The organism is Antrihabitans spumae (genome assembly GCF_043944905.1).
Lineage (GTDB): Bacteria > Actinomycetota > Actinomycetes > Mycobacteriales > Mycobacteriaceae > Antrihabitans > Antrihabitans spumae.
Window position 1 is genome coordinate 1 of the sequence record NZ_JBIMSN010000006.1, and the last position, 16,609, is coordinate 16,609.

At 59.4% G+C, this 16,609-nt stretch carries 17 protein-coding genes; 10 read left to right on the forward strand and 7 right to left on the reverse strand.

Annotated features, from left to right (window positions below; genetic code table 11):
- Positions 1–283 precede the first annotated feature (283 nt).
- Positions 284–862, forward strand: coding sequence for a hypothetical protein (locus tag ACHIRB_RS01720; protein WP_395126409.1), 579 nt, complete (start codon positions 284–286; stop codon positions 860–862).
- A gap of 39 nt (positions 863–901) precedes the next feature.
- Here the strand turns inward: ACHIRB_RS01720 and ACHIRB_RS01725 are convergent, their stop codons facing one another.
- Both ACHIRB_RS01725 and ACHIRB_RS01730 read right to left on the reverse strand, forming a co-directional pair.
- Positions 902–1,918, reverse strand: a complete 1,017-nt coding sequence (locus ACHIRB_RS01725) for a restriction endonuclease subunit S (protein ID WP_395126408.1) — start codon at positions 1,916–1,918, stop codon at positions 902–904.
- Complete coding sequence (locus ACHIRB_RS01730; protein WP_395126407.1) at positions 1,915–3,729, reverse strand: HsdM family class I SAM-dependent methyltransferase; 1,815 nt, start codon at positions 3,727–3,729, stop codon at positions 1,915–1,917. The genes ACHIRB_RS01725 and ACHIRB_RS01730 overlap by 4 nt, the downstream gene beginning before the upstream one ends.
- Before the next feature lie 272 nt (positions 3,730–4,001).
- Here ACHIRB_RS01730 and ACHIRB_RS01735 point away from each other — a divergent pair, with 272 nt between their 5' ends.
- Together ACHIRB_RS01735 and ACHIRB_RS01740 are read left to right on the forward strand one after the other, a co-directional pair.
- On the forward strand, positions 4,002–5,924 hold the full coding sequence (locus tag ACHIRB_RS01735) for an HD domain-containing protein (protein ID WP_395126406.1): 1,923 nt from the start codon (positions 4,002–4,004) through the stop codon (positions 5,922–5,924).
- Between the two features lie 30 nt (positions 5,925–5,954).
- Complete coding sequence (locus ACHIRB_RS01740; protein WP_395126405.1) at positions 5,955–6,281, forward strand: hypothetical protein; 327 nt, start codon at positions 5,955–5,957, stop codon at positions 6,279–6,281.
- A 128-nt stretch (positions 6,282–6,409) separates the two neighbouring features.
- On the opposite strand, the gene ACHIRB_RS01745 is transcribed toward ACHIRB_RS01740, so the two are convergent.
- Positions 6,410–6,760: a helix-turn-helix domain-containing protein gene (locus ACHIRB_RS01745; RefSeq protein ID WP_395127588.1), complete on the reverse strand. Its 351-nt coding sequence runs from the start codon at positions 6,758–6,760 to the stop codon at positions 6,410–6,412.
- A 260-nt stretch (positions 6,761–7,020) separates the two neighbouring features.
- Entirely contained in the window at positions 7,021–7,866 is an 846-nt protein-coding gene (locus ACHIRB_RS01750; RefSeq protein WP_395114908.1) for a hypothetical protein, read from the reverse strand.
- A gap of 144 nt (positions 7,867–8,010) precedes the next feature.
- On the opposite strand from ACHIRB_RS01750, the gene ACHIRB_RS01755 reads away from it, so the two are divergent.
- From ACHIRB_RS01755 to ACHIRB_RS01770, 4 genes are all read left to right on the forward strand, one after another.
- Complete coding sequence (locus tag ACHIRB_RS01755; protein WP_395126403.1) at positions 8,011–9,783, forward strand: putative bifunctional diguanylate cyclase/phosphodiesterase; 1,773 nt, start codon at positions 8,011–8,013, stop codon at positions 9,781–9,783.
- An 86-nt stretch (positions 9,784–9,869) separates the two neighbouring features.
- Positions 9,870–10,220 carry an ArsR/SmtB family transcription factor gene (locus ACHIRB_RS01760; protein ID WP_395114902.1) on the forward strand — a complete coding sequence of 117 codons (351 nt, stop codon included), beginning with the start codon at positions 9,870–9,872 and terminating at the stop codon, positions 10,218–10,220.
- A complete protein-coding gene (locus ACHIRB_RS01765) occupies positions 10,217–10,711 on the forward strand; it encodes an SRPBCC family protein (RefSeq protein WP_395127589.1) in 495 nt (164 codons plus the stop codon). Before ACHIRB_RS01760 ends, ACHIRB_RS01765 begins: the two co-directional genes overlap by 4 nt.
- Positions 10,708–11,283 carry a TIGR03086 family metal-binding protein gene (locus ACHIRB_RS01770; RefSeq protein ID WP_395114898.1) on the forward strand — a complete coding sequence of 192 codons (576 nt, stop codon included), beginning with the start codon at positions 10,708–10,710 and terminating at the stop codon, positions 11,281–11,283. The genes ACHIRB_RS01765 and ACHIRB_RS01770 overlap by 4 nt, the downstream gene beginning before the upstream one ends.
- Here the strand turns inward: ACHIRB_RS01770 and ACHIRB_RS01775 are convergent.
- Positions 11,280–11,795: a TetR/AcrR family transcriptional regulator gene (locus ACHIRB_RS01775; protein ID WP_395114897.1), complete on the reverse strand. Its 516-nt coding sequence runs from the start codon at positions 11,793–11,795 to the stop codon at positions 11,280–11,282. The two genes, ACHIRB_RS01770 and ACHIRB_RS01775, sit on opposite strands and share 4 nt — an antisense overlap.
- 92 nt (positions 11,796–11,887) lie before the next feature.
- Here ACHIRB_RS01775 and ACHIRB_RS01780 point away from each other — a divergent pair, with 92 nt between their 5' ends.
- Complete coding sequence (locus tag ACHIRB_RS01780; RefSeq protein ID WP_199705732.1) at positions 11,888–13,417, forward strand: MFS transporter; 1,530 nt, start codon at positions 11,888–11,890, stop codon at positions 13,415–13,417.
- Positions 13,418–13,455: 38 nt separating this feature from the next.
- Here the strand turns inward: ACHIRB_RS01780 and ACHIRB_RS01785 are convergent, their stop codons facing one another.
- Positions 13,456–14,061 (reverse strand): TIGR03086 family metal-binding protein, encoded by a 606-nt coding sequence (locus ACHIRB_RS01785; protein ID WP_395114894.1) that lies wholly within the window; start codon positions 14,059–14,061, stop codon positions 13,456–13,458.
- 52 nt (positions 14,062–14,113) lie between these two features.
- Between ACHIRB_RS01785 and ACHIRB_RS01790 the strand changes: the two genes are divergently transcribed.
- The gene (locus ACHIRB_RS01790) at positions 14,114–14,560 is read left to right on the forward strand and encodes a MarR family winged helix-turn-helix transcriptional regulator (protein WP_395126402.1); all 447 of its coding nucleotides are present in this window, start codon (positions 14,114–14,116) and stop codon (positions 14,558–14,560) included.
- Positions 14,561–14,662: 102 nt separating this feature from the next.
- Entirely contained in the window at positions 14,663–15,469 is an 807-nt protein-coding gene (locus ACHIRB_RS01795) for a metallophosphoesterase (protein WP_395114892.1), read from the forward strand.
- Here ACHIRB_RS01795 and ACHIRB_RS01800 read toward each other — a convergent pair.
- Positions 15,448–16,512: an AraC family transcriptional regulator gene (locus ACHIRB_RS01800; protein WP_395114890.1), complete on the reverse strand. Its 1,065-nt coding sequence runs from the start codon at positions 16,510–16,512 to the stop codon at positions 15,448–15,450. The two genes, ACHIRB_RS01795 and ACHIRB_RS01800, sit on opposite strands and share 22 nt — an antisense overlap.
- Positions 16,513–16,609 lie beyond the last annotated feature (97 nt).

Consider the following 16,609-nt stretch of genomic DNA (forward strand, 5'->3'; position numbering starts at 1 on the left):
GCACCTTTCTTCATGTACGACACCAACTCCGAAGGAATTACCGTGAAAGCGGCAGGCTAGTGATTGTGGTCCTGATTCCGACACTCGGATCGATCGCTTGGCTGATCGCGGGCAGACCCATCACCGGAACGCGACCGGCATCGAACACCCGGTTCAGCGAGTACGACCGGCCAGGCCGTGCCGTCGCACAAAACCCAGAGAGTGACGAAGCTTTTCTTCGGAGCCTCCGCGAGCGCGCTGAACAACAGCGTCGTGAAGCGCAGCGCCAATCAACAATCAGATCGTGCCGAAGCTGGATGCCTGGTACCAACAGCGCGCAGGTGATCTGACGCCTAAAGGTGTGAAGATCGTGCAACGAGCTGTCGCCAAAGGCAGTCTCGCTGGCGATGCCGCCTGTCGCATCCTGTTCGAGCCCGCGATGCTCATCGGTCCTCGAGCGACCGTCGATGAGCTATACGAGCTTGCGGTGATCTGCCGGGAGATCCCGTTCACCGGCGACTATGGAATTTGGGATCCCGTTCGCGCAGCGCTGGCAGTGGCTTATCGAGGCCTGACAATGACGCGAGATACGCGCGCGATCGAGGTCGAGCAGTACCTCTCGTTTGCTGAAAACGGCGAGAGGCCCGGTCCACCCGTGACCTCTGGTGCCATGGCGAATCGCCTCAACGGCTCACTCATGGCGACATTCCGCCGGGAGTTCGTCAGCCCGATGACGCTGCCGGTCTTCTCGTACCTCATCGAGAAGCAGCGGGAGCTGATGATCATTTGGTCATTCGGTGGATCCCACGTGTGGCCGCGAGAACGCGTCGACAGTGAACTCGCAGTGTGCGCTGATCTCCTGCAAGACTATTTCAAGAAGTGACGGACGTGCACGTCCCTGCCGGTGGTGGTCAGTCACTCGCTAAACACCACGGACCGATGTCCGCCCCATTGCCGCCGCAGTCGTATCGTGGTCTTCACGTCCATCAAATGGTATGACCGAAAAAATGGGGTACCTCGAAATAAACTTGCGAATTCCATACCAATTCACATCACCTCGATCATCGGTTGGCAACAGCACAGTCGACTCAGCGATCTTCGAAGAGGACCACTTTCGACCATAATTCCATCTAAACTTTTCCATCCTCAAAATTGTCACGATGAAGAGAAGATCCTCTGGTTGCGCATGGAAGCGAGGTGTCAATATTGTGACGTCCGATGAAGCGCAAAAATCCCGACTTTGATAAAAGGCCGCTCCAACATCGCCATTGCTGGCAATCGTTACGCAGCCACCCAACCATTGAGCCTTTTGGTCGATCCACGAGGTGACGCCATTGTTCAGGCCAGATGCCCCGACGTAGGGAGTCCTTCCATGGCGCATCTCACGTTTCAAGACAGTGCGCCCACGACCAACTTGGAAAATCTTGGAGACAGAGATGGGAGCCGCGGATGTCATCAATCTTTGCAAGTCGTCCTGGACCAGCTCACTGTCACCGAGTTCTTCATATGTCGGCACAATCGAATCTCTCACCCAGTCGGGCTGTACGTCCGGAAGCTCAAGCGAGCTGAGAGTGCGATTAGCTTGCCTGCCAAAATTCAACCGGTAGCGATTTTCTTCTATGCACCGTGCCCACCACAGTTTCTCGGCAAGCGTCATAGGATCACGGGGAGTCAGGGTCGCAACATGATAAGCGGTATAAAAGCGACGCGGCTGAACGAATGTTGCAAGCGTAGAGTTCCGCGACCGCAAACAGACTGAGAGCGAACCGGCCGGGTGGGGTTGAACATCTTCAAGTGGCGATACCCATGCAGAAACGCCATTGTTTTTTGCTGTTCTCGACACGAATGCAACACCGTGCACCTCGGCGACTTGCCGCATCTTATTGAGTGACAAGCTGTGCCCTCGCCCGATTATAAACAGATCCTCAACCGTGCTCATGAATCGTTGCCTGCTTCGAAGCCGTCATCGTCATTTTCCAAGGTAAGTCTGAAGACAGCGAAGTTTCGCAAAGTAGACTGAAACGAGGATATCGAAATTTTCGAGTAATCAGTTTCCATATAGGCTTCAGCACACCACTCGTCAGTAGCAACTACTCGGTGACTGACACTAGCCCCCGGCGCAACAGTTCTAGAATGATACGCCGAAATCCACCGATCACGGATATCCACCCATTTTTGATTGAGATCAATTCGGCCGCGATCCTTGGTCTTCACAAATCCGTCATCTTTCCAATACCCGAACCATGTTGGCTGCGGTGCGTCTGCGTGGGGCTGGTGGGCTTTGAAAACCATTATGCAGGTAATAACACCGACGGGATGAAAGAGGTCGTTAGGGAGTGACATCGTCGCCAAAAGCGTATGCGAGGAAAGGATTCGGTCCTTTGCGGCATGATATTCGATTGCGCATGACATGGGCACCACTGCTACGGCCGTCCCCCCTGGGCTTAAAATATCAAGCAAGGTAGCGACAAAATCGAGCTCGTGGAGGCCCTCCCCTCGTTGACTGTACGGAGGATTAATAAGACCCACAGTCGGCCGGCCGTGTTTTCCGGGGACGCCGTCAGTCAGCGGTACAATTACTTCGGAACTAAAGCACGAGCCCTGATACAGGTTGGCTTTGCCGTCACCTCGCAAGATCATATTGGAGGCAGCAAGAGCGAACATGTGGGGTTGCTGCTCAACTCCTATTAGCTGCTCTTTTCTGATTCTCGAACGTACCCCATCGTCCGGACCCGCCTTCAAGTCCATATCACGCATGGCTGAGATCAGAAATCCTCCCGTCCCAGCGCATGTATCGACGACAACGTCAGAAAGTGTCAGATTTTTGTCTCCGCCTGTGTAGCGAAGAAATTCGCCATAGAATTGACCAATGACGTCAACGTCGTGATACTGGTCCAGAAACGGACGCACGTGCGCGTCTATATCCGAGATTAAGCGGACTAGAGGAATTTCGTTCGTATTGTTCATCCTGGCAAGCTCGGGGTGAGTTCGAACAAACGAGTACGGCGCAAGCATTATTTCTCGCTTGCGGGACGGAATATCGACATCCTCCGCTACTCGCTCGATTGCGCGATACAGTTCGCGCGCCAGATCCCGAGATCGGTAGTTGGACCAATTTCGCTTAAAGACCTCGTCACGCAAAGCCAGCAAAATGCCAGACACAACGAGAGGCTTTTCAGACTCGGCGAGTTTAGCGTAATCACGCATGTAGTTGTGCAACGTACGACTAAAAGCTAGGAGCTCCTTCTCCGTGCGGTCTCTCACGACAGGGTCATATGTCAGAAGATCTAAATACTTCTCCACTTTGATCAGCCGTTCCACTGGACCGCTCGGCGAAGGTAAGAGCTCTGCAACCAGCGAGCCCTTCAGCTGCCTGTATGTCGACACACTCAGACATTTCGCGTCGGAGCCACTCACCGCGATGGCGATAACATCGTAGGATTTGGACAGGAATTTAGAATAATGCAATACGCCATCGACCGCAAATTCAACAGGACGGTCGTGATTTCGACTTTCATGGAATCTTCTATTTGCCTTGCATTCGACAACGATAACGACCATCGGCATAGATTCCGGAAAGGAAATGATAAATTCGGGATGGCCTACTCCAGTTCCAGACTTGCTCGCCCGCGACAGTAGACGCCTGATCGCTGGCACCGTACTGGACTGTTCCTCAACCAGTTGACCACTGCAAGGATGCGCATGCAGATGGCTGCGCACGATTCCTTCCGTGATTCGCTCGTTGGCCACAAGCTCTCCTTAACCTACTGACAAGTTCATGCACGTCGCGCCGACTGGGGCTCGTCAGGCATGTCTGGACTGATTGCGTCGTCGACTATCCTTCAGCATGCACGACAAACGATGCATGCGGGACCACACGAGACACCCGAAGACTTGAGTCCTCCTGCAACTTCAGGGAGGGGCCACCTGCGTAGAGGCCGGGCAATTTGCTTCCACATGAAACTACCGGTCCGGCCGCGTCTTGCGAAATATGTCGGACGATTGGGGCATAATCCTGCAGCATGGCAGACGATTCAGACGCGGGGGATACCGATCTGCAGCGCGGTCATGGATCTTCCTTCTCGCACGACGAGTTGGTTGCACCGTACGACGAGCGCCGCTCCTTCGGCCGAGTCGTCCGCGATCCTGTACACGACTACGTCGTGATGCATCTCGAACTCAATGAGCTCATAGATCATCCGTTTGTCCAACGACTTCGTCGTATCAGCCAGACAGCGATGTCATCTACGGTCTACCCCTCGATGAATGGAAAGCGTTTCGAGCATTCTCTAGGTGCGATGCATCTAGCGTCTCGCGCGTGGTTCTACGCTTGGAACAATTCCAGATCAGGCACGAGAGCCGACTTCACGACGTCCGTGAAGAAAGACCTTGATAAAATAGGCGATAAACTCGACCTTGCAAGCCTGGCGATTGCGAGCACTTCAGATTCGGACGAATTCTTTCATGGAATCGATCTGGCGATAAGCGCAGCCGCCCTTCTCCATGACCTAGGACACCCTCCGTATTCACACACTCTTGAGGACTTCTACGTCCAGCATCTCGACCTGATAACGGCTGAGTTCACGAGTGAGCATGCCAACATAGTTCGCAACAGAATTCGAACTGCAGTCGCGAGCGGGATTGCCATGCACGAGGCAGTAGGAGAAATCCTCGCTGGTCGAATCGAGCGAAAAGTTGTTCGAGCGATTCCCTGGTCGATAGTTGACCTAATCCTTCGTGATCATACAACTCACACATGGTCAGGCTGCTTACACAACGTCGTCGCTGGAGAGGTCGATGTCGACCGGTTAGATTACCTGCTTCGGGATGCAAAGAACTCTGGGACCGAGTTCGGGGCAATCGACAAGGAGCGCCTCCTTCAATCGTTAAAGATTGCCTACGACCGCGAAAAAGCCGGCTTTAGAATCGCTTATCAGGAACGAGCTGTGTCGGCGCTCGAATCCTTTCTAGTGAACAGGCATCAATACTACCGGTGGGTTGTATTCCACTATCACACCATCGCAGCGAATCGAATGCTCAATTTGGCTGCGAACATCCTTGCAACTGCTCGGCCGCAAAGCTTGCGTCAGTTGAACTACTTCGTCGATGACGTCGATCTCTCGAATACCACTGAGGACGCGCTGTACGGACAGAACGCGCTTCTGTCTCTTGCGGATGATGCGACGCTCTTATGTTGGCTCAAGGATGGCATTTTACATTGGAACGAGGAAAGTGATTCGCGACGTCGATTCCATGCGCTGATCAGTGCAGTTATTCATCGGACACCAAACTGGGCGCCCTCCTGGAAGTCGGAGTTGGAATACAGATCGACTGCCGCAGACATACATGCCGATCTTTTCCAACTCATTGTTCGATTCGATTCTGAACTAACAGCCTATGTTCGTCGAAACGGGACGTCCGCCCTCTCACGGATCGCGAGAAAGGTAGTAACCGACCTTCAAAAAGCAGCAAAAGAGGTGGACGTAGCAGATTTGCCGACTCGGCTTCTGGATGAAGTATGCCGGCAGTGCCTCTCGGGCAGAGAGAATCAGCAAACGAAATTTGAGCGCGAGGTTGACCTGGCCGCTTGGATGACGAGAAACTCTCGCTCCCCTAGTTCACTGTTTTCGAAGGCTGGCTTGACTGGCTTTTGGGTTATTGCGTACAACGAGATCCTGCCAGCTAAAACAGACGATCCTTCTGCAGTTCGAGTCGTGGTTGATGACTCACTTTTTACGTTCCACGAGCTAGCGGGTAATTCAGTTGCACGACTGAGTAACGTCGAGAATAGCCGGGTGAAACTACACTGCTTCTTCGTCTCGTCCGACGGCAAGGAACTGCGCACCGGCAGCAATTCCAACTATCCGAATCTGATCAGAGAGGAGTTTAGCAGGATCTTTGTAGACGCCCTAGAGATGGAACTCTGGAGGCGCGTCAACAGTTGAAAAAATCACACTATCGCCCTGGAGAATAATATGTCAGTATCAAATGAGGAAGCCGCTCTTAACCCCGCGGTTAGCAATGACATGACAGAACGCGAAATAAAAGGAGATCAGCTATTTGGAAACAACCCTTACCGTCAATTTCAAGCCGCCATCCTTACGGCCATTGAATCTGCTGGAGCCGAGGGCATGACTATGACGAGAATATTGGAGACGGAGATGCCAGGAAAGGATGCACTCGTCTCGAAGCAAATTGCAAGGAGCGCGATTGCAGAATTAACCGACTGGAGTCTCGTGAGGATCGATCACGAGACCGGCTTAGTTATTAATGTCCCGGACCAGTCCGGCGATGAGCAGTAGACTGCGAACGATTACCACAGACTGATATCGACGCGAGGCGGGAGAGACCACGAGAGCGCGCAGAAGGCCTACTAGTCGCGTCGGAATTTCTGAAAGGGCTGTGAAAAGCTGCTATTCGCGAGGCCTCTCTAGAGTCGATCTATCATCGACCACCGATCCGCCACCGGCCCTCGCAACGTCACCTTAGCTCGCCTCAACGCATCGCCAACCGTGCTGGCATCGACGCCGTACTTCTTGCCGATCGCTGCTGTCGACCAGCCCTCCGCGTAGAGTTCCACCGCTTGTTCGACCACAGGCGCGGTCAGCTTGACCTGCGGCCGAATCGCCACGCCCTCCCGCTTGAGATGTGCGACGACCGTCTGCCGATGGATACCGAACCGTTCGGCCAACTCACTTGCCAATGTTCCGCGGCGGTAGCAATCCACTAGCTCCTCCAGATCGTGCGCATTCAGCTTCCGATTCGCTCGGTACGGACGCACGTCCGACGGTTTGACCTGCGGTTTTGCCGATTCAACGACCGTGACGGGTTCGTCGCCGACCGACCGCACCAATTTGGCGAACGGGGTGTTTTGGCTTGAAAGCGATTCGCGTAGGAGCACCAAAGTGGTTTGTTTCGAACCTGCGCCACGAGGCGCAGGAGTTCAGTGCGAGCCGCCTCGTCCTCTTCGAAGATGTGCGCGAAGAGAGCCAGGGCGTCGAATAGTGAAGTCTGCACTATCTCGATGCCGATCATGCCGCCCTAGTACATGACGTAGATGATCACCAATGATGTGACGATGACGGACACGACAATCCAGTTCATGACGGTATGAGCAGCGGCAGCTGTGGTCAGCGCTTCGAGTCGCAGCGCGTCCGCCTGCCGGTCCTGCCTTGCGACTAGCTTGGGATAATCGTTGTACCACTGCGTGATTCGTTGCTCGTTCTCTGTGGCAACGCGTGCCATCTCCAGTCGCCACTGTTCCAGCTTGGCCTCATCGTTGGATCCGGTATGGCTTGGACCTGGCGGATAGGGCTTTGTGGTCGGGCGTGGGACACCTTCTGCTGGAACAACATCCAATTCCAGCCGTCGAAGCGCTCGGAGGTAGATTGCTTGGTAGTAGTAGCCGCTGAGAATGAGTGCGATCCCTGCGGCAAGCGGAACCCCCATCAGGCAGTGCGCGATGCCGAACCGGACTTGCCGCTGTAGCCGTTCGATGTGCGACATCGAGTCGGCGCCCAGGCGAAACATCAACTCCTCGCCGTAGGCAAGGTCAGGTACCAGCACGAAAATCCCGACCGGAATTACGAGCGAGGCGATTTGCCATCCGATGCCATCGAACCCTGTTTGTCCGACCAGGACATTTCCATCACCACCTAGCAGCTTCCACCACCCGTAGCTAAGGAAGGGCACCTGCAGGAGTGCGACGATGGCGGCAAGAAGTACCGCGATATGGACAACTGTCGTCAAGAACATCCATGGACGAATGGCACGCACGGTACGTCGGTATGTCTCGACTCTGGACGAGTCGCGCAGCACATTGAAGATGCCGTAGAGCAGCACCGCCCCGATCACAACGATGATCGTTGCGGCAACTGTGCTGGCCATGATCCGTGCGTCCCGTCTATCGATGTAGGGGGCGAATCATGGCAGTCGCCACCGACAAGTCATGTGGGACGCAGGCTCTCCTGGCCCGCTCAGCACGACCGGTTTCGCGATACGCCCTACTGCGCACAGCTAGGCTCAGTGGTCGTGCGGACATCCGAGGACGGCGGCGACTTCCGCTTGCTGCAGGGTGCGCCACCTGCGCTGGCGTCCCGCCCGGTCATGGCCCGCACAGCTGCGGCATTTTTCGCAGCCATCGGAGTCTCGGGCATCGTCCTTGCATCGGTAATTCCAGACGGGCCGGAAGGTAGCAGCACGGTCCTCCTGGTCGGTGCCGTCGTGTCTGTGGCAACCGCTGGCCTGGTGCTCGCCTTCGGTCGCTACCTCAACACGGCCGCCCATGCCGGACTGATCGGCTTCGCACTCGTCGTCCTGACCTACCTGCTGACCGAAGCTCCGAGTCCGACGGTCACACTTGCGCTGGCCGGGGTGTACCCGTGCACCGCATGTCATGCAGCATTCGTGTTCTCGTGGCGACAAGCGTGTCTGCTGATGGCACTCGCGATTCCGCTGTGTGTGTTCGCCATCGTCAACAATCCCGCACTGGCTTGGTGGGCAGCAATTCCACCGGTTACAACGACCCTTATCGTCGGTGCCGCCGTCGCTGTGCTGAGTCGCGTCGCGTCCGAAGCCGACATCGACGTGCTCACAGGACTGCTCAATCGGCGCGGTTTCGACCGCGCACTCATGACCACGCTCAGGGTCCCGTCCGGCGCGAACCCGAGCCTTGCGATGGTCCTTTTCGACTTGGACGACTTCAAGTCTACGAACGACAGGCTCGGTCATCGGGCAGGCGACACGATGCTCGAAAACGTCGCCGCACGATGGATCGACCAACTCAGCCCCGACGCGATACTCGCCCGCTACGGCGGAGACGAATTCGGGCTACTACTTCCGAATACGACCGAGGCGCAAGCCATCGAGATCGCCGACCGGATGAGAGCGGCCATTACGACCAACTGCTCGGCTGGAGTCACGTCGTGGCGGCACGGGGACACTGCGTCCCTGTTCGTCGGTCGTGCCGACATCGGGTTGTACCGCGCGAAGGCGACAGGGCGGAATCAGACGACGCTGGAATCCGCGCAACGTCCCGCGGTCGTCAGCGAACTTCGGGCTGCTCTCGACTCGGGAACCATCGACGTTCACTACCAGCCGATAGTCGATGTTGCGGACTGCGGTCGCATCGTCGGATACGAAGCACTTGTCAGATGGACCTCGACCGAACAACCGGACCTGACACCGTCCGGCCTCATCACGATCGCCGAAAGCAGTGACCTGATAGACGAATTGGGCCGGGCCGTGCTCTACCGAGCATGTACCGACGCACATTCCATTCAGCGCACGCTCGGAAGTCGACTGACCTTGAACGTCAACGTGTCGTGTCTCGAACTGGTTCGAGAGACCTACGCGACTAGAGCGCTGGCCACTGTTGCGGCCGCAGGCTGGCCGTTCGACCAACTTGTTTTGGAGATCACCGAAAGCGAGTTGGCCGCCGACTCGGAACAGGCCATGGCACAACTGCAGCAACTGCGGCGGGTGGGTATTCGAATCGCGATCGACGACTTCGGCAGCGGCTACTCCTCGTTGAACCGGCTGGCTTCGCTGCCATGGGACATCTTGAAGATCGACCGACCCATCATCGGCGACGCAGCATCGGCGCGACCGATGCTGACTGCGATCACCGCTCTGAGTGCGGCTTTCGGACTCGACGTGATCGTCGAAGGTATCGAGACGCAGGACCAGGCGCGTCTCGCAGCGGAACTCGGCATCGGCAATGCTCAGGGTTTCCTGTACGGCCGAGCGATGTCACTCGACGAGATCACGTCGGCGATGCCTGCCGCGACCGCCGCACCCGACTAGTTCCGAACCTTCCACAACCACATGGTTGACAACGGCACCAGATCGATCTAACCTCATATTCAACCAAATGGTTGAGGAGCACTCGAATGACTGACCAGCTGTCGAAAGTCTTTGCAGCGTTGGCAGATCCGACTCGACGCGACATCGTCGCGCGACTCACCGTCGGTGACGCGACAGTTGGCCAGCTTGCCGAGCCGTACGACGTCAGCATGCAGGCCGTCTCGAAACATCTGAAAGTGCTCGAAGACGCAGGCCTGGTAAGCCGAAGCCGCGACGCCCAACGCCGACCGTGCCATCTGGAAGCGGAGGTGTTCGACCTGATGACGAAATGGATCGAGCGTTACCGGCGGGAGGCCGAGGACCGCTTCCGCCGACTCGACGACGTGCTCGCACGTATGGAACAGCCCACCGAGATGGACACCGAGAAGGGCGCATGATGTCAACGACCGATACGAAGCACGAAACCGAGATCACCGCAGGCACAACGCTGCCGACGATCGTGGTCGTCCGCGAATTCGATGCGCCCGTCGACCGGGTACACCGCGCCTGGACCGATCCAGTCCTTTTTGCGCAATGGCTCGGACCCAAGTCGCTCACGACACGAATCGAGCAGTGGGACTGTCGAACTGGTGGTAGCTGGCGATACTCGTCGATCCGTGACGGCGAGGCGATCGCAAGCTTCTTCGGCTCGTTCCACGAGATCCGAGCCGACCGCATCGTGCAGACCTTCACCTACGTGGGATTCCCGGATGGTGTTGCGCTGGAAACGATTCAGTTCGACGCGCTCGCCGGCGACCGGACTCGTATCACGTCGACCATGCTCGTCGACAGCTTCGAGGGCCGTGACGGCCTCCTGTCGAGCGGCATGGACGTCGGAGTCACGGAGGGTTACGTCAAACTCGACGAACTGCTCGGGCGCACAGCGTGAATCCGCACAGCATGAATCCAGCCGAGGAGCACCGCACGATCGCCGCAACGTTCACCGACCGTGTCGAGGGCGTCACGGATTGGGACGCACCCGCGCCGCCGGAAGGCTGGCTTGCACGGGACGTGGTTCGCCATCTCGTGGAATGGTTTCCCGCCTTTCTGCGGGGCGGTGCGGGTATCGAATTGGCAAGCGGCCCTTCGGTAGACGACGATCCTGTCGAGGCATGGCGGGTGCATTCCGCTGCGGTGCAGGCCGTGCTCGACGACCCGGATACGGCAGCAAAGTCGTTGCAGAATCCCAACACCGGCGATCTCCCGGTCCCGCAGGCGATCAGCATGTTCTACACGGCGGACGTGTTCATGCACACCTGGGATCTCGCGCGAGCGACCGGACAGGACGAGACACTGGACCCGCAGCGCTGCACAACGCTGCTCGCCGGGATGGAACCGATGGACGAAATACTCCGCACGAGCGGACATTACGGCCCGCGGGTGCAGGTTCCCGACGACGCCGACGCTCAGACCAAGTTGCTCGCGTTCATCGGTCGCGACCCCCTTGGCACCGGACGTTAATCCGACTTCGGCAACAACCGCTCGACAACTTTCGCGTACAAGGTCGGGTCCGGCGCGGCCAGCCCCAGCATCGAGGCGAGAAAGACCCCATCGCCGACGAGCCGAATGATCTCGGCTTGCACAGGGTCCCCGATTTCGGCTCGCAGGGCGTCGTCGTAGGCGGCCATCGCTTCGATCACGGCCTTCTTTACGACGCCTTCTGTCCCGTCGACGCTGCGGAGCACCGCAATGAGTGAACCGTAGAGCGCCGTCTCCGCCGGGTCGTCCGCGGAGCGTAGGTACCACTCCGCCATCGACGTCCCCGCTTCGGCGAACTGCTGGTCGGAGCGCTCGCTCTGCCTGCGAACCATCCCCGCGAGCAAGGCTTCCTTGCTGCGGAAGTGATAAAGCAGCCCTCCCTTGGATACGCCGGCCTTTGCTGCGACCGCTTCGAGCGTGACCTGAGTGAGTCCGCCCTCGATCAGCAGCGCCTCGAGTGCATCGAGGATTCGGTCGGGCGTGCTGGGTGCCATGTAAATCACTTTACCGGCTGGACGGTTCAGTGCTAGCCTATGACAACTGTACCGGCTGGACGGTATAGCTCATTTTGCACTCGAACAGGAGAATTTCCGTGACGATCACCAAGGCCGTCGAATCCGGTACGCCGGTTCGCGCGACGCGCCGCGAATGGATCGCCCTTATAGCGCTGTCGCTCGCTGTCCTACTGATTTCCGTCGACGCAACGGTCCTCGACCTCGCGTTGCCCGCGATCAGCGCCGACCTCACCCCGAGCAGCACGCAGCTGCTCTGGATCATCGACGTCTACTCGTTCGTCCTCGCCGGCCTGCTCATCACGATGGGCACCCTGGGCGACCGGATCGGTCGACGCAAGCTGCTGTTGATCGGTGCCGCAGGGTTCGGTGTCGCATCGGCGATCGCCGCGTGGTCGGTCGATCCCGAAATGCTGATCGCGGCCCGCGTGCTGCAGGGCATCTCCGGCGCCACCTTGATGCCGGCCACACTCGGCCTCATTCGCTCGATGTTCCGCGACGCTCGCCAGCGCACCGCCGCCATCGGCGTGTGGAGCGCGATGGCAGGCGGCGGTGCCGCAGGCGGACCGCTGATCGGTGGTTGGCTGCTCGAGCACTACTGGTGGGGCGCGGTCTTCCTCATCAACGTCCCAGTCATGCTCGCGTTGATCGCCGTCGGTCCGTACCTGATTCCAGAATTCAAGGACCCGAACCCCGGCCGCTTCGACCTGATCAGCGCAGTGCAGTCGATGGTCGCGATCGTGCCGATCGTGTACGCGGTCAAGGAAACCGCGGTCCACGGCCCGACTGCCGAGACTGCGATCATCGGCCTCGTCGGCGCGTTGGTCGGCTGGCTGTTCATCCGCAGGCAGCGGATCCTGAAGGACCCGCTGCTCGATCTCGAACTGTTCGCCAACAGGCACTTCTCGACCGCGGTTCTGACGAACCTCATGTCGGTGTTCGCGCTTGCCGGCGTGCTGTTCTTCGGTTCGCAATACCTGCAGTTGGTGCTCGGCAAGTCGCCGCTCGAAGCCGGTTTGCTGATGTTGCCGGGCACCTCGGCGAGCATCGTGACGTCGCTCCTTGCGGCCTGGCTCGTGCGTCGCTGGCAGCCACGGCTCGTGTTGTCCGCGGGTCTTGCGGTCTCGGCCATCGGTGCGGCTGCGATGGTGTTTTTGCAGGCAGACGCCGGAGTCGTGCTGTTTATGCTCGCGTTCGTTCTGGTCGGCTTCGGTGTCGGCATCGGACTGACTTTGACGTCCGACATCGTGGTCAGCTCGGTCCCAGCCGACCGTGCAGGCGCGGCGTCGGCCGTCTCCGAGTCGGCTTACGAGCTTGGCATCGCGCTCGGTGTAGCCATCCTCGGGTCGGTTGTGATGAGCATCTTCCGTGGTGACGTGGACGTGTCCGACCTCGCGGACGCCGACAAGGCGGTTGCGCAGGACACGCTCGGCAGCGCTGTCGACGTTGCGCACACGCTGCCTGCGGAGACCGGGCAAGCACTGCTCGAATCCGCGCAGGCCGGGTTCGTGAGCGGCATGCACGTGGCAGCGATCCTCGTTGCCGTGCTGCTCATCGCCAACGGTGCTCTTGTCATGCGGATGCTGCGACCGCATCGCAGTTAGAGCTGGTCACTGACGGGTCGGGCCGATCTGCCGACCCGTCAGTGCTGCCAACTCGGCGACCGACCAAGCCCGAGCAGGATCCGGTCCAGCGTCGACGTACTCGCACCAACCAACCCCGGCGCGAACGGCGCACCGGGCGCCAGTCTCATGTCGTCGTCGGGCACGGTTTCCGCAATCTGCAGGGTCGCCGCGGCCAGTTCGTCGTCGACGGTGATCGTGTTTCCGATCGAGCGCGCGACGTCCCATGCGTGCACGACCGAGTCGACGAGGTGAAACCGCAGCAAGGCCGCGCCCGGAAAGGTCTGCTCGGCGCTGAACTCAAGCAACACACACTCTCTCGTCAGCGCACCTTCGCCGGCGAAGGCGTCGATCACACGCTCGGACGCGGCCAGGTACGTACTCACCGGATCGTCGAAGTCGCGCAGTTGCCAGATCGCAGGGTCGGCGCCGTTGCCCTCGACGGCCGCGGCGAAACCGAGATTCTGAACTGTCATGTGCCGCAACAGTTCCCGTAGGTTCCACGCCACACATGGCGTTGCGTACTCCAGTTGGTCGGCACGTACCGGCGATACCGCGTCGACGCTCAGGTCGACTGCGCGGGCGTGCAGAGAAAGTTGTACAGATGCATCCGATTTAGTAGGCATACGCATATCGTACGAGCATGCATACTCTTTGGGCGAGGGTAATCTTCGAGTTATGGTGGCCGACCGACCGGACCTCGCCGCGATGCTTGCGCCGCTCGTACGGGCACTCATCGCGATCGAGCAACCCATCCTCGACACCAACGACCTCACGATATGGGGTTACACGGTTCTGCTGCGCCTTGACGACTCGCCGACCCGCACTCAGGCCGCTCTCGCGCAGTCGATCGGCGCCGACAAAACCCGAATCATCCGCGTCCTCGACGACCTCACCGAGCGTGGCTACATCCTGAGAAAGCCTGATCCGTCCGATCGCCGTGCGCACCTGATCTCGCTGACACCCGCCGGTCGCGAGGTCCGAGACCGCGCGCAGGTCGAGATTCAACGGCGCGAAGAGGTCGTCCTTGCAGCACTTCCGGCCGGCGAACGGCGCAGCTTTCTCCGGGCACTACAGCAGCTTTCCCGCTCGGTCGAGGCCGACGGACCGAGCGGTCGCGAGTGACCCGGGACCCCCGCACGGCCGCGCGGGCGGCACGTCACAGCATTCGTGACCTCGACATTCGATAGCCTGTCAGGGACACCCGCCACCGAGGAAGCGAGTCGGATGCTCGTCCTAGCGCACGTCAGCGATCTCCATTTCGACGGCGGTCGCCGCAATGTCAAACGAGCCGGCCGAGTCATGAAGTACCTCAACGGTTTACCGGGACGTGTCGACGCAGTCCTGGTCACGGGCGATATCGCCGACCGTGGCAGGCCCGACGAATACCAGCAGGCTCGCGCGATACTCGACACCGATATCCCGGTGCTCTGCCTGCCAGGCAATCACGACGACCGCTCGGAGTACCGCACACACTTCCTGAACGAGGAAGGTTCGGGCCCGATCAATCGGGCGCACATGATCGGCGACGCGATCGTGGCGATGTGCGATTCCTCTGCGCCGGGCCACCCCGGCGGACTACTCGCCGACGAAACTATCGCCTGGCTTCGAGCCGTCCTCGAAGACGCACCACCGGCAGCGCCCATCCTGATCGCCGCGCATCACCCTCCGCAGAAACTGTTCACCCCGATCGTGGACCGCATCCTGCTCGACGACACCGATCCGCTCGAAGACATCATCCGAGGCGATTCCCGAATCGTCGGCATGTTCTGCGGTCACGCACACACGTCAGCCGTTACGACGTTCGCCGGTGTACCGCTCGTCGTTGCACCGAGCGTGTCGTCCGTGCTCGGTCCGGAGTGGGAGGGCGACGGCCGTTCCCACGATCCGGTCGTCGACTACGACGCTCCCCCGGCCATCGCGTTCCACGTCATCGACGACGACCACCGGCTGACCACCCATTTCCGTTCCATCGCCAAAACGAACAGTGCCCACGGGTTCAGGCGGTCGGCTCAGCCGACACTGCCGACGTAGGCACGCCGCCGTTCCCGCTGGTACGCGGCAGGCGTCGTGCCCTTCCACCGTTTGAAGGCGTAGATGAAGGTAGACGCCTCCGAATAACCGAGTCGGATAGCAACGTCGGACACCGACAGCGGCGTCGTGGACAGCATCTGTTCCGCAAGCGCCTCCCGGACCTCGTCGAGCAGTGCCCGGTAGCTAGTGCCGGCGTCGGTCAGTCGCCGCCGCAACGTCCGCGTACTTGTGTTGAGACTGCGGGCGACCTCGTCGATCCCCGCACTGGCACCCCCGACCTGCACCAGCCGTTCCCGCACCTCGTGCGCTATGCCGGTACGCGCACGGCGCCGCGTCACCATCGCGCCACACTGTGCCTGACACATGGCGAGGGTTTGCGAGTTGGCTTGCGGCAGTTCGAGATCGAATATCGCAGGGTCGAAGGTGAAGGAGTTGACCGCCCGATCGAAGGTTGCGGCGACTCCGAACACCGCCGAGTAGTCGTCCCCGCTCGGCGGCGCCGGGTAGGAGAAGGTCACAGTGCGCAGCGGCATGCTCGCACCGAGCAGATCCGACAGCACCGTGAACATCGCAGCGGTGTCGCGTTCGACGAGAAATCTCCGGACATCCTCGGGAACCCGGTCGATCAGGAGGCGTCCAACGATCTCGTCGCGGCCGAGTTCCACGACCGGTATGCAGAAGGTGAAACTCAGTTCGAGATAGCGCAACGCCATCGCAACCGCGTCCCGCAGCGTCGGACTGCTCACGCACGCGAACCCGAAGATCCCGAACGTCGTGACCCGATAGCGGCGACCGACATCGATGCCGAGACCCGGGGTGTCGCCGAGCGCCCGCACCAGATTTCGGACCACCGCCAGCTCCACCCGTGCGTCGATCTGAGCGTCGGGGTCGTCGAGCAAATCGGCGGTCAGGGTGGTGTCGCGCAGCAGTTCGTCCTGGTCGACGCCATGGTCGCGGCCGTATCGAACCAGCAGCGCGACACTCGCGACGCTCCTCGGAAAGTCCCAGTCGAGCACTCCGGGGATCGGAACAACTTCTGCCATAGGTACCAGTATGGCCGAAAATATCGATAGGCGGCTTCGCCGCTCGTGAGTTAAAGGTGCCCTCCGGACGCGCTGCTGGGGTGAAAATGGGGTGTGG

Bases quoted from the DNA above. Each gene is read 5' to 3' on its own strand.
- ACHIRB_RS01725 (WP_395126408.1), bottom strand. From the start codon at position 1,918: ATGAGCACGGTTGAGGATCTGTTTATAATCGGGCGAGGGCACAGCTTG.
- ACHIRB_RS01735 (WP_395126406.1), top strand. From the start codon at position 4,002: ATGGCAGACGATTCAGACGCGGGGGATACCGATCTGCAGCGCGGTCAT.
- ACHIRB_RS01740 (WP_395126405.1), top strand. From the start codon at position 5,955: ATGTCAGTATCAAATGAGGAAGCCGCTCTTAACCCCGCGGTTAGCAAT.
- ACHIRB_RS01750 (WP_395114908.1), bottom strand. From the start codon at position 7,866: ATGGCCAGCACAGTTGCCGCAACGATCATCGTTGTGATCGGGGCGGTG.
- ACHIRB_RS01760 (WP_395114902.1), top strand. From the start codon at position 9,870: ATGACTGACCAGCTGTCGAAAGTCTTTGCAGCGTTGGCAGATCCGACT.
- ACHIRB_RS01765 (WP_395127589.1), top strand. From the start codon at position 10,217: ATGATGTCAACGACCGATACGAAGCACGAAACCGAGATCACCGCAGGC.
- ACHIRB_RS01775 (WP_395114897.1), bottom strand. From the start codon at position 11,795: ATGGCACCCAGCACGCCCGACCGAATCCTCGATGCACTCGAGGCGCTG.
- ACHIRB_RS01785 (WP_395114894.1), bottom strand. From the start codon at position 14,061: ATGCCTACTAAATCGGATGCATCTGTACAACTTTCTCTGCACGCCCGC.
- ACHIRB_RS01790 (WP_395126402.1), top strand. From the start codon at position 14,114: ATGGTGGCCGACCGACCGGACCTCGCCGCGATGCTTGCGCCGCTCGTA.
- ACHIRB_RS01795 (WP_395114892.1), top strand. From the start codon at position 14,663: ATGCTCGTCCTAGCGCACGTCAGCGATCTCCATTTCGACGGCGGTCGC.
- ACHIRB_RS01800 (WP_395114890.1), bottom strand. From the start codon at position 16,512: ATGGCAGAAGTTGTTCCGATCCCCGGAGTGCTCGACTGGGACTTTCCG.